The following is a 16637-nucleotide window of genomic DNA, read 5'->3' as shown; positions in this document are numbered from 1 at the left end:
CTGCCCGACATGGCCAGAGGCTCTCCACCCCTTGACACACCCTGGTGGCGAACCTATTTTTTCGCCGAGCGTTGAAGCGTTTCAGACGAGTTAACTTCCGGCGCTGCGGGCGGTTCAGACCGCGAGACCAGTTGATGGAGAGCCGAGATGGCCACAGTGGCGACCACACCTTCCCCTCAGAAACACGACCGGCCACCGCAGCCGCCGCCACGCGGCCGCGGCCCGCGCGCACGGTCAGGAGCGCCCTGGTGGTTCGTGCTGCCTGCATTGGCCTTCTTCGCTTTCACCGTGCTCGTGCCGAGCGTGCAGGGTGGCTGGTTCGCCTTCACCGACTGGGACGGCATCAGCCCGGTCAAGCACTTCGTCGGCCTGGACCAGTTCCGCAAGCTGCTGGACGACACCGCGGCCAGGGACGCCGTCGTCACCACGCTGCTGGCCGCGGTGGCGATCACCATCGTGCAGAACACGATCGGTCTCCTGCTGGCGCTCGGCGTGAACTCCCGCATCAAATCGCGCAACGTCCTGCGAGTGTTCTTCTTCGCTCCCGCGGTGATCACGCCGGTGGTCACCGCCTACCTGTGGAAGTACCTCTACGCCCCCGACGGCGCCCTCAACTCCCTGCTGGGTGCCGTGGGTCTGGACGGTTGGAAGCAGGACTGGCTCGGCGACCCCGACCTCGCCCTGTGGTCGGTGGTCGCTGTCGTGATCTGGCAGTTCTCCGGATACTCGATGGTGATCTTCCTGGCCGGCCTGCAGAGCATTCCCGGCGAGATCTACGAGGCCGCCGCCATCGACGGCGCCGGTCCTGTGCGCCGCTTCTGGTACGTCGTCCGCCCGATGCTCGCACCGGCGATCACCATCAATCTGATGCTGTCGGTCATCGGCGGCCTGAAGCTGTTCGACCAGGTCTGGGTGATGACGCAGGGCGGACCCGGCGGGGCTACGGACACGCTGTCCACCGTCATCTACAAGCAGGCATTCCAGTTCAACCAATACGCGTACAGCACCGCTATCGCCGTGATCCTCACCGTCTTCGTGATCGTCATCAGCTCGGTGCAGTACCGCTACCTCAGCCGTCAGGAGAGGAACAGCGCATGAACCGCTATACATGGCGCACTGCCGGCCTCGAAGCGGTCATGATCGCCGTCGCGTTGGTCTTCGCCTTCCCGGTCTACGTCCTCGTCTCCATGGCCCTGCGCGCCGAAGGGGACGACTCCTCACCCATCGCCCTGCCCAACAGCCCCACCTTTGCCAACTTCGGAGACGCCTGGCAGCGAGCGGGCCTGGGCCCGGCAATCGGCAACAGCCTGATGGTCACCGCGGGGAGTGTCGTCCTGATCGTCGCGCTCGCGGCCATGGCGGCGTATCCGCTCGCCCGCTCCACTCGGCGCTGGTCGAAGTCAGTGTTCGCGGTGTTCATGCTAGGTCTGCTGCTGCCTTTCCAGCTCGCCCTCATTCCGCTCTACCAGACCATGCGCGACCTCGGCATCCTCGGCAATCCGCTGGCCCTGATCGTCTTCTACACGGGTCTCCAACTGCCGTTCTCCGTCTTCATGTACACCGGCTTCCTGCGCTCGCTGGACCCCGGCTACGAGGAAGCGGCCCGCATGGACGGCGCCGGCCCGGTTCGTGCCTTCTTCAGCGTGGTCTTCCCGCTGATGCGCCCCATCACCGGCACCGTGGTCATCCTCAATGTCATCTTCGTGTGGAACGACTTCCTCACCCCGCTGCTCTACCTCAGCGGATCGGGCCGCCAGACCATCCCCGTGGCCTTGTTCGGGTTCATCGGCCAGTACGTCTCGCAGTGGCCGATGGTCTTCGCCGGCCTGATCATCGGCGTGATTCCCGTACTCATCGCCTACTTCGCCATGCAGAAGCGCATCATCCAGGGCTTCGCGGGGGGCTTGAAGGGCTGAACGTTCTCCCACCTACACCATCAGACCACTCTCCACCCACACGTACTTTCAGGAGCCGTCATGAGAACAAACCGTCTGCTCGCGACCACATCTGCCGCGCTGTGCATGGCCGTCTTCGGCACGGGCTGCAGCTCCGACGTAGCCGGTAGCGGGGGCAGTGGCGGGCTGCGCGTGGCTGCCAGTTCCACCGACCGGATTCCCATGGACGCCGTTGTCGCGGCCTTCCGCAAGAAGAACCCGGACACCAAGGTGGAGATCACCTACGCCGACACGGACCAGCTTCAGTCCACCTTGCGCACCCAGCTGTCCTCAGGCACCGCGCCCGACGTCTTCACCGTGTGGCCCGGCAACGGCAACCCGGCCGCCCTGCAGATCCTCCAAAAAGCTGGATACCTCGCAGATCTGAGCAAGGCACCATTTGCCGCCAAGATCGCCGACGGCGACAAGAGCGTCACCCAGGTCGACGGCAAGACCTACATCGTCCCCGTGACGTTCAACGGCATCGGAGCCATCTACGACAAGGAGACACTGCAGGAGATCGGCGGCAGCGAACCCAGAACCTGGGATGACCTCATCGGCCTCTGCGGCAAGGCCAAGAGGAAGGGCAAGGTCCTGTTCGCCCTCGGCAATCAGACCCCATGGATCACCCAGCTCGTCGACTACTCCCTGGCCGCGACCACCGTCTACACCAAGACACCGGACTTCGACGAACAGCTCAGCGCGGGCAAGGCCACGTTCAGCGATTCGGCATGGCGTGACACCTTGAAGCAGTACCTGAAGCTCAACAAGGAGGGCTGCTTCACCAAGAACGCGTTGGGCACCAGTTACGAGACCTCCATCACCGACGTCGCCCAGGGCAAGGCCGTCGGCGTCGTCCAGGTCACCACCAGCATCCCGCAGGTCCAGAAGGAAGCCGGGGCGGACGCCGAGCTGGGACTGTTCGCGCTGCCCGCCTCGAACGCCGCTGCCGACACCCGCATCCCCGGCGCGGTGTCGGCAGCCTACGGCGTCAACGCACAGAGCAAGCACATGGCCGACGCCAAGAAGTTCGCCGAGTTCCTCGGCTCGCCACAGGGCCAGGAGATCTATGCGGAGAAGGGCGGCACGCTTCCCGCGCTGCCCAACGACTCCTTCAAGGCCGATCCTGCGCTCGCCTCACTCATAGCGATGCAGAAGAACGGCAAGACCGTTCCCTTCATGGACCAGCGCTGGCCGAACCCCAAAATCCAGCAGGCCCACTTCACCGCCATCCAGAAGCTGTTCGCCGGCGACGCCACCATCGATGACGCGCTGAAGAGCATGGACAAGGCAACCACATCGCAGTGAGGCCGGAGCGCATGTCTCCCAGTGCGCATCAGCCGGGCACCCCAGCGGTAGCCGCAGCCAGCACCTTCTTGTTCGAGTACGGCATAAAGGGCGCAGGGCTCCATAGGTTCCGCGCGTCGATCCCGGTTCACTTTTCGACCGTCGTCGACAACGTCCGGCAGAGTCTCGGCCCAGCACGCCGCGACATGCCGCTGCGGGGCCTATGGCTAACGCCTTTCGCCCCACCCACCGGCTCCTGTCTTCGCGCTCCTGCGCGCATTGGTGCCCAGCGCCTGGATCCCGAGTTGCATGCCGGCCAGGGCTGCGGTTTCGCGTATGGGGCCCGCGAAGGAGAGCAGTGCCCCGTACCAGCTCCCGCGGTCGGCCTGACCCCAACTCTCTGGAAGGGGCCGGACATGAGTACGACCTACGGCCCCAGGGTCATGGAGGGCGGCGGCATCGGCCGCGCGATCGGGCCGTCCGCCGTGGAGATCGCCAACCCGGTACCGGACGAACCCACGACCGCACTCGCCGATCCGCGCGGCGAACGCAGGGTACTGGGTCCCGTCAGCGCTCGCCGCCGCCGAGACATTCGAGGACTGGGAGGGGCTGCTCACGCAGTCGCTCCGCACTCACGGCACCGACGCCGGGAAGGCTCATGGGGTCTCAGCTCACCGTGGAGGCCGTCGAGGTCGCGATCGGCATGTGCCGTGTCCCGCGCAGCGCGGCCTCTGGATCAGCCGGCGCGGCAGCTGGAAGTGGTGAGCGACAGAACCGCCGCCCCCGGCCCGCCCCGGCTCAGGCGCCGATCTCCGAACGAATCGCCCTGGCCTTCCCCTCGGCCCGGAGCCGGGAACGTTCACAAGGAGGCGGCCGTCGTCCCCTCAGGGGTACCGGCGGCACACTCCGCAGCGTCGGAGCAGACGCCCTCAGGTAGTTCGTCGAGAAGACGCAACCACAACACCAGATGCCAGTCCTGATCGTTGGCCAACGGATCTGCGGTGTGCGCCGGGCGTCCGTCGACAGTGGACGGCATCACGAAGGCGCAGGTCGCAGAGCCGTCTTCGTAGTAATTGGCCATGTTGGCATGCAGGATTGCCTCAGCGAGACGGGCGGTGTGCTCGGTCCGCAGCCCTTCGGGCAGGCGCAGCAGGGTGTTGGCGGTGAGCGTGCTCCAGTGGTGGGGGAAGACATCGCCCCACAGACGGTTGGCGCCGAACCAGTAGCCGTCCCAGTGCCGGATCGCGATCCCGTGGAGGCGGGCGTGCGGTTGCGGTCCGCTGAAGGCGAGCAGCCAGGGCAGTCGGTCTGCCAGAGCGTCGTAGAACTGCGGGTCCTGGGTCAGGGCGTAGGCGTCGGTGAACAGGTCCAGGAGCGGGGCGACCATGGACTGTTCGTAGGCGACTTCATGGTGCGGCAGGTGGATGCCGGCCTTGACGAAGTGCCTTGCGCTGTCGACCACTTGGGCACGCAGCGCCTGGGCGCGGCGCGGCATGCCTGCGGTGTCCAGGGAGTCGGCAATGGCTCGGGTGGTCGTGGAGAGGGTCAGGGCCAGAAACTCGCGTCCGCCGAGCTCGAAGTTGCGTTCCATGATGCGGGCGGCGACGTCGAGGTCATCGGCGTCGCCGAGAAGGCGGTAGTGGTCGTGGAAGAACTGGGCGAGCCAGGGTGAGTCGTACAGTCGCACCCCGGTGTGCCTGTCCTGGGAGCCGCGCCGTGGTGCGGCCGTCTCGTCCAGCAGGTGGGCGCGTGCGAACAGCGCCCATTTCCTCAGCGCAGGCTCGGTCCGTGTGCGATCGAGCCAGCCGCGCGCGGTGGCCAGCTGCAGCAGGAGCGGCATGGCGATCCGCTCGGATCCGTCGCTCCAGTCGGACCAGCCGTTGGTGGCCTGTGTGAGGAGAGTGCGCGTGTCGAGCGGCACGAAGGCATGAGCGAGGAGTCCCGGCCGCGTGTCAGCGCGCTGATGCCGCAGCATGTAGTCGGCTCGACGCTCCACCACGTGCCGCAGGGGCGGGTGAAAGAGCACCTGGGTCCGAGCGGTGCCGAAGTGCAGGTCGTACATGCCGGGGTGCGCGGCGGTGATGCGATATCGGCCCGGGCTGTCCTCCGCCACGTGCAGCTCGTTGGACGGGCTGGACACCTCCGCCGCTTCGACCGTGAGGGGATCACCGATCTGCATCGCGTAGTGGGACAGGCGCGCCGGTGGACGGACCGTGTGGAGGAAATCAGCGGGCGAGTCGTACCAGCCGATCTCCCAGCGCACCGTCGTCTCCTGGTTCGGCGCGAGGACGAGGCGGGGCTGACCACCGAACGCCTGGGGGTTGCGGGCGCGGTCGGTGGCCAGGAGGACCAGGTGCCCTCGTGCGTTGGACAAGGAGTTCTTGTTCCTGGACTCCACAGCGTAGGCGTGCAGCGCGCCCTCCCGCAGGACCAGGCCGAGATGGCGACCGCGGGCGTCCATCGGCTGGGCCAGCGCCCAGGCCCAGGTTCCGCCGGTGAAGACATGTGCGTGGACTGCCTGTTGGAGCGCATGCTCGGCACCGTCGTACAGGTCACCGAAAGGGGTCTGGATCCCCCACGCGTTGATCGTGACGGGCTCCGGCCCGGTGTTGCGCAGGGTGTACTGCTCGGTGAACGTCTCGGCAGCCGCTGAGCGCTCCACGTGGAGCTGTAGAGACGGGAGCAGTCGGTGGACTGATCGCGATCCTGCCCCGTCGAACTGGAGCTGATCGGGAAGGCACCACCGGGCACTTCCCTGGTCGCTCACCAGGTGCCCCGACCCCCACTGGTGCTCGATCGAGTGCCAGGGCGTCGTACGCGGGTCCAGCAGATAGTTGCGCTCTGGGGCGTCGGGATCGGTGAACCGCGTGGGAGCACCGGTCTCCGCGGAGAGGTCCACCGCCCCGGCGCCGAACACGAAGCTGTGTGTGGAGTGTTCGGGATGGGATCCCACGGTCTCCCCCTTCGGCCCACGAGCCGATCTTGAAACGTTACAGGTCTTTGAACTGATGTGAACGCTATGAACCGTCATGGACCGTGTCAACGGGTCTGACCGTACTCACAGGGAAGCCGCTGGACATCAACTTGCCTTTCCAACAGACCTGTTGACCACTCAGAGCAGCGGATCTCAACGTTCAGGTGCGATCCCAGCTGAATCAATCTGTACGTAGACATTGACGGGTGCTCAGTTCTGAATCAAAGTGCCATTCGCCGGATTGCATGCGGCCCGGCACCGTTGCCCGCGTCCTCCTGAGCCCGAAGCCGCTCCCCCGGCTATCGCATAGCTCCGTGCTGCCCCGTGCAGGGGCCGTCTTCTCTTCTCCTCGAGACCTCCATGGTCGAAAGCACCTGAGACACCACCACAGCGAAGGGTTACCGTCATGCCTCTCTCCATCTCCAGGCGCAAAACCGCCAGTTGTACCGCGCTGATTGGCGCGGTCGTCGGCATCTCGACACTGCTGAGCGGTCCGGCACAAGCACACAGCGCCGCCGGAGCTCACCTGCCCAAGGAGTGCACCGGCAGTGGGCCGATCGTCTGCCACTTCGACGTCCCGCCCGGCGACTACAACGTCAGCGCCCTGCTCGGCGGACGGAACGCCGGCAGCACCAGCGTCTCGGCGGAGACACGCCGCGCGATGCTGCCGGAGACGTCGACCGCGGCCGGCCATCTGACGCGACGCAGCTTCACCGTGAACGTCCGCGAACCCGAAGGCGAGCCGACCGGCCCGTCGGGAAGCCCTGGGCTGGATCTGCGCTTCGAGGGCTCCGCGCCCCAACTCGCCTCCCTGAACGTCGCTCCGGCTCATCACGTGCCCAAGCTCCTGCTCGCAGGCGACTCCACCGTGTGCGACCAGGCCGCCGAGCCATACACCGGGTGGGGGCAGGAGATAACCCAGTTCCTGGGGCACGGCATCTCGGTTGCCAACTACGCGGATTCCGGCGAGTCATCGCAGAGCTTCCTGGACAACCCGGCCCTGTTCGACACCCTCGAGGCCCGGATCCGAAAGGGAGATCTGGTACTCATCCAGCTCGCCCACAACGACAAGACCACCACGGCGGCCGACTACCGCAGGAACCTCACGAGCATGGCGGAGCGGGTCAGGGCCAAGGGCGGCGAGCCTGTCTTCGTCACACCCATCGTGCGTCGCCGCTTCAACAGCGACGGCACCCTCAACGACGTCGCCCTGCACGTCATGGCCGCCAACCTGCCCGTGGAGATGCGTTCCCTGGCCAAGGAACTGGACGTCCCGCTCGTCGACCTGACGGCCATGACGCAGAAGCTTGTGGAGAGCCTGGGTCCGGCCGGCTCCGGTGACCTCTACCTGACCAATATCAACGGCGACAACACCCACACGTCGGTGTACGGGGCCACCACGTTCGCCGATCTCGTGCTTGAGGATCTCAAGGCGCAGCGTCTCATCCCCGCTCGGGTCATCCGGTGATCAGCGGTCGTTCGCACTGGCAGGACCGTGGTCTTCGCCCTCACCACCTCATGCGGACGCAGCCCTCCGCACGCTGGGCAGCGCCAACGCCCGTCGTCGCCACAGGGTTCTGACCGAACCACCGCCGGCCTCGGACGGTCAGCCACCTCGGCCAGGCGCCGGAAACCGGCTGGCCCTCCCCCTCGGGGTGTGCCTGTTCTCGCGCACTCCCCGAGGGAGGGGCCGTCGCCCGACTCCGCGCGCCGGGCAGCCTGCGTACAAGTGGCCCCTGCCCGCCGTGGGCCGGTCCGGTTGAGCGAGACGGCGGCGCACAGCAGGCAGGGGTTCGATGCGGCGTCAGGAGCCGCTGGACGTATAGGTGATATTGGGCCGCGGCGGGGTGCTCATGCCGTTGCCCAGGTAGTAGTCGAGTTCGTGGGACTGCAGGTATCCCTTGACCGTCATGGCGTTCCGGTAGGCCGGGTTGTGGGCGAGCGTGTAGAGGCCGGTGTCGGTCGGCTGGTCGGTGGTGAAGACGACGAGCCCGTCGTTGTCAGCGTTGGGGTACACCGCTTCTTCGCGCCAGTCACCCATGAGGTCGCCAACGAGGGTCGGGTTGCCCGGACTTCCCACTCCGACGGCACCGTACTTGTAGAGGCTCTCCAGGCGGGGAAGCGAACTGCTCGACGCGGGGTTGTCCGGGTCCCACTTCTCGATCCGCTGGTTGTTGAGGAGTTCCATGCCCAGGTCGCCGTCCCACCAGATGCCGAGCGACGGCCACGGGCTCAGTGACGTGTCCGACTCGGTCAGCTTGTTGGTGGGGGCGTTGTAGATGCCTGAGAACGACCAGGCCTCCATGCCCTTGTACCGAGGGTCGATGTCGCCGACCAGGCCGCGGCCGACGTCGGTGACACCGTCAGCGCTGTGTTGCCAGATCATCTTGCCGTCGGTGGCGTCGTAGTAGTACTCGCGCAGGCCGCTGGCGTTGTTCTGCTGGATGCCGTACCCCTGCAGGCCTGGGCGGTCCGGGTCCATCTTGCCGATGTAGAAGCGGTCGCCGTGGACGACGCCCTTGGAGGCGAGCGAGTAGCGCAGCGTACCGTCGCCGTTCAGGACGAAGCCGATCTCGGCGATCTCGTCCTTGCCGTCGCCGTCCACGTCCACGATGCGGGTGTTGTGCCCGTCGGGGGCATCCTGGTCGCCGCGCAGCCACTTCCACTGCTGCTTGACGGTGCTGCCGTCGAACTGCCACGCCGTGTACATCAGGTTGAAGTCACCGCTGCCGACGCGGTTCTTCATGAAAGCGACGAGACTCGGTGTGGAGCCGTTCAGGTAGCCGACGCCGAAGCGTGCGCCCATGGGGCCGTCCGCGATGTAGTCGTCGGGGACTGGGGCGGTGGCGCGGGCGGCACCGGTCCGGCCGTCGAGGATGGCGATGAACTGGTGTGTGTCGTCGCTGTAGGTGAACTTCTTGCCGTCGCCGAAGGTGACACCGTTGGCGATACGGATCGCGACCTCGGCTCGGCCGTCGCCGTCGAGGTCGTGGACGGTGACGCCGTCCCAGTTGCCGACGTCGATGGTCGACGAGCCCGGCTCGATGTTGGTCTGATTGGTGCTGTTGGCTCCCAGGTCCATCTTCCACAGGAGGGTGCCGTCGCTGCGGTAGGCCTCGATGCTCTGCGGTGAGGTCTGCCGGTCCACGACGTAGTCGTACGTGCCGTCGCCGTCCAGGTCTCCGACCCAGGTGAACTTGATGGGGCCCCCGGCTTGCAGCGGAATGCGCACCGCAGGTTCCTGGGCGTGGTCGGCGCTGAGGGTGAAGGTTTTACTGGAGGACTGTTCCTTGCCGTCGACGACGGGCCGGACCCGGTAGCTGTTGGACTTGGTCAGATCGGCGGTGGTGTCGACGAAGTTCGTCCTGCCGGTCAGCACTTCGCTGTTGAGCTTGGTGGATGAGGCACCACCGGTGGAGCGGTAGAGGTTGAAGCCGATGCCATCCGGATCCAGGCCGAGCAGCCGCCAGGAGACCAGGACGTCGGTGCTGCTGCTTCTGACCGCGACCACTGCGCGGTCGAGGTTCTCCATGGCGCGTGCTGGAGCGGCAGCGGACGTCTTCTGGCCCTCCACGGGCTCTGCCTGCGCCGCCTCGATGGGGCTCAGGCCGGCGATGAGAGCTGCGGCTACGGAAACAGCCGCGGCTACGGCTAACGCCAGCCAGCGGGTTGTTCTCCGTTGATGATTATGGCGCACGAAAGCCTCCCTGGCTTCGTTGCTTGGTTCCGGGCTTGCTTCCGGAGGGCTGCCACCTTCGTCGCGAAGTGGACGCTGATGAAGCGTCATGTATGCAGCCGCATTCTGATGCGTCGAATTGCTTCGCTTCCGCGCATAGTGGCCACACCTGACTCAACCGTCAATGCCTACAGCCAAGTTGCGGCAGTTTTCTTCGCCATGAACATGTCTGGGGCCCGCTCGTCATGACGAGCGGGCCCCAGACAAAGGCGGGTCAGGCCGTACCGCAGGAGGCTCTGATCGTCAGACGGGGCTGCAGGAGCATCTGGCGGACAGGGATGGTGTCCGGGTCCGGGGCGGCCAGCCGGTCCAGGAGCAGGCGTGCCGCGTACTCCCCGATGGTGCGCTTCGGCGGGGCCACAGCAGTGAGCGGTACATCGGCGAGCGAGGCGATCTCGTCGTCGTACGCGATGAGTGCGAGGTCCTTGGGGGCCTGAAGGCCCTGGAGTCGCATTCTGCGCATCAGTTCAATGGCGTCGTGGTCGGAGTGGACGAGCGCCGCCCGGACCTGGCTCTCCTGACAAGCACTGATGAAGCGGTCGTAGCACTGGGTGGCCTCATCGGAGCCCAGGGTCGGGCGGCCGCTGTCCACGACGGGGACATCGCCGTCAAGTTCCAGGCGTCGCAGCGCCGCCTTGTGCCCGTCGTGAAGAAGCGCCGCGGTGGGACTCCCGTTGGTGAACAAGGCCACCTTCTGGTGGCCGAGTCGCGCCAGGTGACGCACGGCCGCGTATGCGCCCTGACGGTGGTCGGAGGCGACGAACTCGCAGGTGGTGAAGGGGTCATGAGGCTGCCGCTCCAACAGGACGAAGGGCAGACCCAGGTCCTCGAGCTGGTGCAGGTTCTTCTCGGGCAGTTCGTGGCCGCCCGGCGAAGCGACGAGCAGTCCGGAGGCCCCGGAGCCGGCAAGCTCCTCGATGCGTTGCGCGTCACCGTCCCCGCTGTAGTCGGAGAGCGTGATGACCACCCGTGCCCCCCGCTCGGCCGCAACGGCCTGCACCCCGGCGACGACCCGCGGATAGTAGTAGGTCGCCGACGGCACGATCAGGCCCACGGTCGGCCCGTCCTGCGGCGGCGCCGAGCGGGGTGCGGGCACCACGGCCTGCGCGGGCGCTGCGCTGTCGTGCCTGGTGGCCAGCATGGCGCCACCCCGTACACGGCTCAGCTTTCCTTCGTTTTCCAGGTCGAGAAGGTCACGCCGGACGGTCGCCCGGGAGACACCCAGGCGCGCTGCGAGATCGATGACCTTGAGGCCGCCGGACGCCTGCAGCTCGTTGAGCAGTTGCTCACGCCGCTGGGCGACGAGCATGTCAGTCATTGGGCCCCCTCTGGTGAACAGTTCTTAACGATCGTAGAGGAAGCTGCTCGATCATGCTCCGAGCTGGGCGCTCCGGCGACAGCTTGTCTCCGATGTCAGATTTCGTCGCCGACAAGGGCCAGGCACTGGATCGTGGCGAGGCCGAACTGGGCGCTGGCGTTGGCGGAAAGGCTCGCCTCGTCGACCGGGTTGAGTGCGTCGGGTCCCTCGATGCGGTGGGCGGAGAAGTCGTGGTCATCCGGGTAGCCGGCGTGGCCCGTTCGCAGTTCCTGCCAGGCGCGCTTGGCAAGGGTGGTGTCGTCGAGCTGGCTGGCGGCGTAGGCGGTGGCCCGCGCGTAGGCCTGACGGAGGTTGAGATTGCCCCAGTCCGATCCTGTGACCTCCTTCTGCTCGGCCTTGGTCGCGTTGTAGAGGCGGCAGAAGGTCACCCATTGCTTCTTCACCGTCTCGTCGTCGGTGAGGGCGACGACTTCGGTCATGACCTCGACGAGTCCGAAGACCGAGCTGAGCGAGCCCACGTACACGCTCGGCTCGCTGGGTCCGGTGAACTTCCCGTCGGCGAGGTTGTAGGTGATGTCGCCGCTCTGCACCCAGCCGTTGGGCAGGGCGGCGATGCTCTGGGCGCCGTTGAGGAGCTTCTTCTTGGCGATGGGGTTGCCATTGCGCTCCCACTCGGCGAGCCAGGCCATGGCCAGCGATCCCCAGTCGGTCGTGGTGCCGACCGGCATCGCCTTGGGGTCGGGCTCGAACGGATCGCCCTCCCGGAGTTTGCGACCGGGGTCGAGGACGAGGAAGCTGCGGTCGGCGTCCACGAGTTCGTGCAGGATGTCGCCGACGCGTTCGTCGCCGGTGAGGAAGTAGTAGAACCGCTTGTACCCGGCGTTGCTGATGCGGACCTGCTTGGCGCTGTCTCCCCAGTGCATGACACCGTGCCGCGTGCCCAGACCCTGGTACTTGCCGATGTGGTACATGTCCACCTCGCTGGTGTGGCGGCACATGGCTTCGACGAAGCGGAAGGCCTCGGCGTCGCCGGTGCGCAGGTAGTGGTACCAGAGCCACAGGTCCGTGGAGAGCTCGGAGTTGTCCCAGGCGTAGCCGCCGACGTCGTACGACCACGTGTGCCGGTCCCCGTCGTAGCTGTGCATGATGTCGCCGTAGTCCCAGAACCCGTACCAGGAGCGCTGGTCCACCTGGCCGCGGTGGTAGTCGTGCATTGCCTGAAGCCTGTCCTCGAACTTCGCTTTGGCCGGCACGGACCGGTCGACCGGACTCCAGGAGCCGAACACCTTGGCCGAGTGGTGATGTTCGGGACTGCCGACCAGCTGCGGCGGTGTGGCGTTGGCCGCCGCGAGCTGCGAGAAGCGCTCGGCGGTCGGCGTCGCGCCCAGGGCCCAGAAGGTCATTTCGGTGGTGCGGGCCACGCCGTAAGGGGTACCGAAGCCGGGCTCGTAGTCCTCGTAGGTGATCTCCAGTCCCTCCAGCTGCTCAGGGTAGGTGTCCTGGCCCATACCGTCGTGGTAGAAACGCAGGTCCATCGCGCCGGCCCGCGGCGACCACATCCACACGGTCGTCTGTGCCTCTTCACTGGCAGCGCCCTCGATCTGCAGCTCGGTGGGGTGCAGTTGCCAGAAGTTGCGCATACCGAAGGCGAACCCGCCGCTCGGGGAGCCCACATAGGCCAGGCCCTCGGCGCGCTTGCCGCCGTCGACCCGGATCCAGGAGCGCCCCAGCTTGGTGCGCTTGCGCAGTTCGAAGCCATGGGCGTTGAGCTGGCTGAGGCTGTAGTCGCCGAATGCGGGAATGTACTGCAGGCGGGAGGTGACCCGGCTGTCCCAGGTGCTGGTCGCCGGCGTCGCCTTGCCCTCGTGCTGCGCGGTGCGGACCGACGCTCCGGGGTCGCGTCGCAGGCCGGTGATGCCGCGCACAGCTTCGGAGAGCACGCCCTTGTCCTGGCCGGCGAACCGGATGTGCCGGTCGTGCAGTTCGCCGCGCATCGGTACGGTGAACCGGATGCCGAGCCCGTTGAGGAAGTCCTTGTTCTCGTTGCCGTCGAAAACGAAGGTGTGCACGGTGCGGATCGCGTCGGAGCCGGCATAGAGGTAGAACCGCACCGTGAAGGGCAACCAGGCGCGACGTCCCTTCTGGTGCTTGCCTTCCACCTTGACCACCGCGCGGACGGGGCCTTCCTGCTCCACCTTGACCGAGCTGACGAAGCCGGTGAAGGGCTCCGTTTTGATCACCGTCGCCCCGTCGGTATCGGGTCGGTCCTGGCGGGAGGCGACCAGGCGCCCGTCCTTGGCGATCACCGTGTCACCACGCCGGATCGACGAAATCAGGCGGTCGCCCTTGCGCGGGAACACCACATCGATCACGCCTGTGCTCACGGTGTACTGGTCGCGGCCGGTGTGCACCGTGACCGCACTGGTCTGCTGGGCCGACTCTCCCGCGGCCAGCGTGTAGGTGTCACTGCGCTCGGCCGTGGAACTGATGGCATGGGCTGTCCACTTGACCGAACCGTCCGGCCACCAGCCCGTCGGCCAGCTCTGTACCGGGACCTGCTTGCCGGACGCCGTGGTGAGGGAGAAATCCTGGTCCGGCTTGAACGAACCGGCCGGCCACGGAACTCCCCAGGTAGCTCCCCCGGTTAGTTCGGCGGGTGCCTCCTTCTCCAGCCAGTGCAGCGTGACGGGGTCGTGGCCTTCCGCTCTGAGTGGGGCGCTCGCGGACTGAGTGCGCATCTGATCGGCGCGCGCCGTTGCGGACGGGACAAGGAGGGCAGCTGCTCCGCCTGCTGCGGCAGTGGCGAGTACTGAGCGTCGGCTGATCTGAACCACAGTGTTCAACTCCCTTGTGATGGCGGCACGATGGCGCCATGGGATGAGGCGAGGAAGCGCTGAGAAGGCAGCCACGACGCGCCCCGTTCAGGGCCGGCCGTGCCGACACCACCGCCCCGCCGGTGGATGCGGTGATCGTGAGGAGTTCCCCGGAGACACCCGGTTGACCGGCGCGCGAGGAATGGCAACGCCGAGCAGCATGAAGTGACGTGACGCGAGGGGCGTTTGAGGTCCGGGCGATGACTCGCTGCCGACGCACATGCTTACACCAAACGCATCAGTTGGACCAGATCTGACGCAAGGTGCGTTATGTGCATTCACGTGGACTCGGCCGTTGCGGCACGTCACCACACCACAGAGGGACTTGGCGCGGCCTGCCTCAACAACGCCCTTCTCTGACCGGCCAGTCGTCCCAGCGACCCGGTGACGGCAGTCGCCTCCACACCCACCCGCCATGAATCAACATGATTCTCTGTGAAGAATATTGTCCAAGCTCCACGTCACGTGCACAATGCGTATCGCCGCGGCGTCAGCGGCTCTTGAATCGTTTTTCCAGTGCCTCCCGGCAGAACCGCAGGCGTGCCGTCCGGGGCAAGAACCTGCGCGATGAGAGGAGAGGCGATGGCCCTCCAACTGCCCACGACCGGCTGCCTGTTGTTCCAGGGCGACAGCATCACCGCCGCCAAACGCGACCTTGACGACAGCTCCGACCTGGGGCACGGCTTCGTCGTCCGCATTGCCCAGACCTTGGCCGGCACCCATCCGAACCTGCGCGTCACCAATCGAGGCGTCAGCGGCAATCGCGCCGCGGATCTGGTCCGGCGCTGGCAGGACGACAGCCTCGCGCTTCAACCGGACCTGGTGTCGATCATGGTCGGGGTGAACGACACCTGGCGCCGCTTCGACCGCAACGACCCCACCTCGGCCGGGACTTACGAACGGTCGTACCGCGACATCCTGATCCGATCGGCCGAGCAGGGCAGCGCGCTGGTCCTGGTCGAGCCGTTCCTGATTCCCGTACGGGCCGAACAGTGGGCCTGGCGCGAGGATCTCGACCAGCGCATCGCCGTGGTACGGCGATTGGCCTGGGAGTTCGACGCACCGCTGCTCGCCGCCGACGGGATTCTCAATCAGGCCGCCCGGGACCATGGGGACCCGTCGGCGCTCACCGGTGACGGCGTCCACCTCACGGATACGGGTCACGACGTTCTCGCCGAAGCCTGGTTGAAGCTGGCCGGCGTGTCATGAAGCCGTCCTTGGCACAGCACCGTTCGCCGGAACTCGCCGGCCTCCCTCGGCCCGTGGCATCGGGCGAGGGTGCCCCCCATCATTCGAAGGAGCACCGGTTGTCCTCGCGTCTTCGGGCCGCTGTAGTCCTGAGTTCCGCGCTCAGGAGCGAAGTGTTCGGCCCGGTTCAGTGGGAAGAGTTGGCCGGTCTGGTCGACATCGTGGCCGACTGCGAGGACAGCCCGGCTCTGGCCCTGCACCCGCGGCGCGGTGAGGTGGACGTACTCATCACGTCCTGGGGGATGCCCCGGCTCACCGAGGACTTCCTGCGTGAACTGCCCTCGCTGCGCGTGGTCGTGCATGCCGCGGGTTCCGTCCGCAAGATCGTCAGCGATGCCGTGTGGGGGCGCGGAATCGTCGTCATATCGGCAGCCGAGGCCAACAACGAACCGGTGGCCGAGTACGTCTACGCCCAGACCGTTCTCGCTCTCAAAGACGTGCACCGGCGGGCGCATCGCATCAAGTCCGAGACCGGGCTGCCGTCCCTGGAACACATCCCGGGCATCTATCGACAGACCGTGGGGCTGATCTCCTTCGGGTCCGTCGCGCGCAAGGCAGCCGCTCTGCTGCGCCGACTGGAGGCGAACGTCATCGCCTGGGACCCCTTCGTCCCCGAGGAGACCTTCGACCACCTGCAGGTGGAACGGGTGGCCAGTATCGACGAACTGTTCGCCCGGTCCCAGGTCCTGAGCGTCCACACTCCGCTGATCCCCGGGCAGACCGAGAACCTGATCAGCGAGGACCTGCTGCGCCTGCTGCCACGCAACGCCACGCTGATCAACACCGCTCGCGGGGCAGTCGTCGACGAGGACGGTCTCACTCGCGTGCTGCAGGAGCGGCCCGACCTGTACGCCGTGCTCGACGTGACCACGTGCGAGCCGCTGCCTGCCTCCTCGTATCTGTACGCACTTCCCAACGTGATGCTCACCGGACACGTCGCCGGAACCGTCGGCGACGAGCGGCGCGGCATGGGACAGCTGGTGATCGCTGAACTGCGCCGCATCAGCGCGGGATCCGATCCTCAGCATTCCGTCTCTTCACGCGCCCTGCTTCTCCGCGCCTGACCGGTCCGGCCCTCTCCACACCACGCGTCATCAGTTCCCTGAGAACGCTCCAGCCCCGTCCAACATCCCTTCACAACCGAGGAGGCTCCGTGGCAGCACTGCTGCGCGAGCGCCCCGGGAAAACGGCACCCCGCCGCCCTTCCCACCGTCCGTCCGGCGCTCGGAACAAACGAAAACTCAAGCGATCGGGCCTTCACAACAGG

Annotated in this window: 10 protein-coding genes; 6 read left to right on the top strand and 4 right to left on the bottom strand. The window is 66.6% G+C overall.

Annotated elements, in window-relative coordinates; genetic code table 11:
- Window positions 1-255 precede the first annotated feature (255 nt).
- The 3 genes from OHA73_RS35300 to OHA73_RS35290 are packed head-to-tail and all read left to right on the top strand — an operon-like array spanning window position 256 to window position 3242.
- On the top strand, window positions 256-1098 hold the full coding sequence (locus tag OHA73_RS35300; protein ID WP_327657119.1) for a carbohydrate ABC transporter permease: 843 nt from the start codon (window positions 256-258) through the stop codon (window positions 1096-1098).
- Complete coding sequence (locus OHA73_RS35295) at window positions 1095-1916, top strand: carbohydrate ABC transporter permease (RefSeq protein WP_327657118.1); 822 nt, start codon at window positions 1095-1097, stop codon at window positions 1914-1916. The genes OHA73_RS35300 and OHA73_RS35295 overlap by 4 nt, the downstream gene beginning before the upstream one ends.
- A 60-nt stretch (window positions 1917-1976) precedes the next feature.
- Complete coding sequence (locus OHA73_RS35290; RefSeq protein ID WP_327657117.1) at window positions 1977-3242, top strand: ABC transporter substrate-binding protein; 1266 nt, start codon at window positions 1977-1979, stop codon at window positions 3240-3242.
- A gap of 838 nt (window positions 3243-4080) precedes the next feature.
- On the opposite strand, the gene OHA73_RS35285 is transcribed toward OHA73_RS35290, so the two are convergent.
- Window positions 4081-6174 carry a hypothetical protein gene (locus tag OHA73_RS35285; RefSeq protein WP_327657116.1) on the bottom strand — a complete coding sequence of 698 codons (2094 nt, stop codon included), beginning with the start codon at window positions 6172-6174 and terminating at the stop codon, window positions 4081-4083.
- Between the two features lie 427 nt (window positions 6175-6601).
- On the opposite strand from OHA73_RS35285, the gene OHA73_RS35280 reads away from it, so the two are divergent.
- Window positions 6602-7663: a rhamnogalacturonan acetylesterase gene (locus OHA73_RS35280; RefSeq protein ID WP_327657115.1), complete on the top strand. Its 1062-nt coding sequence runs from the start codon at window positions 6602-6604 to the stop codon at window positions 7661-7663.
- Window positions 7664-7999: 336 nt separating this feature from the next.
- Here the strand turns inward: OHA73_RS35280 and OHA73_RS35275 are convergent, their stop codons facing one another.
- From OHA73_RS35275 to OHA73_RS35265, 3 genes are all read right to left on the bottom strand, one after another.
- On the bottom strand, window positions 8000-9769 hold the full coding sequence (locus tag OHA73_RS35275) for a rhamnogalacturonan lyase family protein (RefSeq protein WP_327657114.1): 1770 nt from the start codon (window positions 9767-9769) through the stop codon (window positions 8000-8002).
- Between the two features lie 376 nt (window positions 9770-10145).
- Complete coding sequence (locus tag OHA73_RS35270) at window positions 10146-11249, bottom strand: LacI family DNA-binding transcriptional regulator (protein WP_327657113.1); 1104 nt, start codon at window positions 11247-11249, stop codon at window positions 10146-10148.
- Window positions 11250-11344: 95 nt separating this feature from the next.
- On the bottom strand, window positions 11345-13987 hold the full coding sequence (locus tag OHA73_RS35265; RefSeq protein WP_443063161.1) for an exo-rhamnogalacturonan lyase family protein: 2643 nt from the start codon (window positions 13985-13987) through the stop codon (window positions 11345-11347).
- Window positions 13988-14704: 717 nt separating this feature from the next.
- Here OHA73_RS35265 and OHA73_RS35260 point away from each other — a divergent pair.
- Both OHA73_RS35260 and OHA73_RS35255 read left to right on the top strand, forming a co-directional pair.
- A complete protein-coding gene (locus tag OHA73_RS35260) occupies window positions 14705-15331 on the top strand; it encodes an SGNH/GDSL hydrolase family protein (RefSeq protein WP_327657111.1) in 627 nt (208 codons plus the stop codon).
- 152 nt (window positions 15332-15483) lie between these two features.
- Complete coding sequence (locus OHA73_RS35255; RefSeq protein WP_327657110.1) at window positions 15484-16434, top strand: hydroxyacid dehydrogenase; 951 nt, start codon at window positions 15484-15486, stop codon at window positions 16432-16434.
- Window positions 16435-16637 lie beyond the last annotated feature (203 nt).

This window comes from Streptomyces sp. NBC_00483, from assembly GCF_036013745.1.
GTDB lineage: Bacteria > Actinomycetota > Actinomycetes > Streptomycetales > Streptomycetaceae > Streptomyces.
This window is presented reverse-complemented; position numbering and strand designations above follow the sequence as displayed.

Excerpts from the sequence above, each read along its gene's own strand:
- OHA73_RS35280 (WP_327657115.1), top strand. The coding sequence starts at position 6,602 with ATGCCTCTCTCCATCTCCAGGCGCAAAACCGCCAGTTGTACCGCGCTG.
- OHA73_RS35270 (WP_327657113.1), bottom strand. The coding sequence starts at position 11,249 with ATGACTGACATGCTCGTCGCCCAGCGGCGTGAGCAACTGCTCAACGAG.
- OHA73_RS35260 (WP_327657111.1), top strand. The coding sequence starts at position 14,705 with ATGGCCCTCCAACTGCCCACGACCGGCTGCCTGTTGTTCCAGGGCGAC.
- OHA73_RS35290 (WP_327657117.1), top strand. The coding sequence starts at position 1,977 with ATGAGAACAAACCGTCTGCTCGCGACCACATCTGCCGCGCTGTGCATG.
- OHA73_RS35295 (WP_327657118.1), top strand. The coding sequence starts at position 1,095 with ATGAACCGCTATACATGGCGCACTGCCGGCCTCGAAGCGGTCATGATC.
- OHA73_RS35265 (WP_443063161.1), bottom strand. The coding sequence starts at position 13,987 with ATGCGCACTCAGTCCGCGAGCGCCCCACTCAGAGCGGAAGGCCACGAC.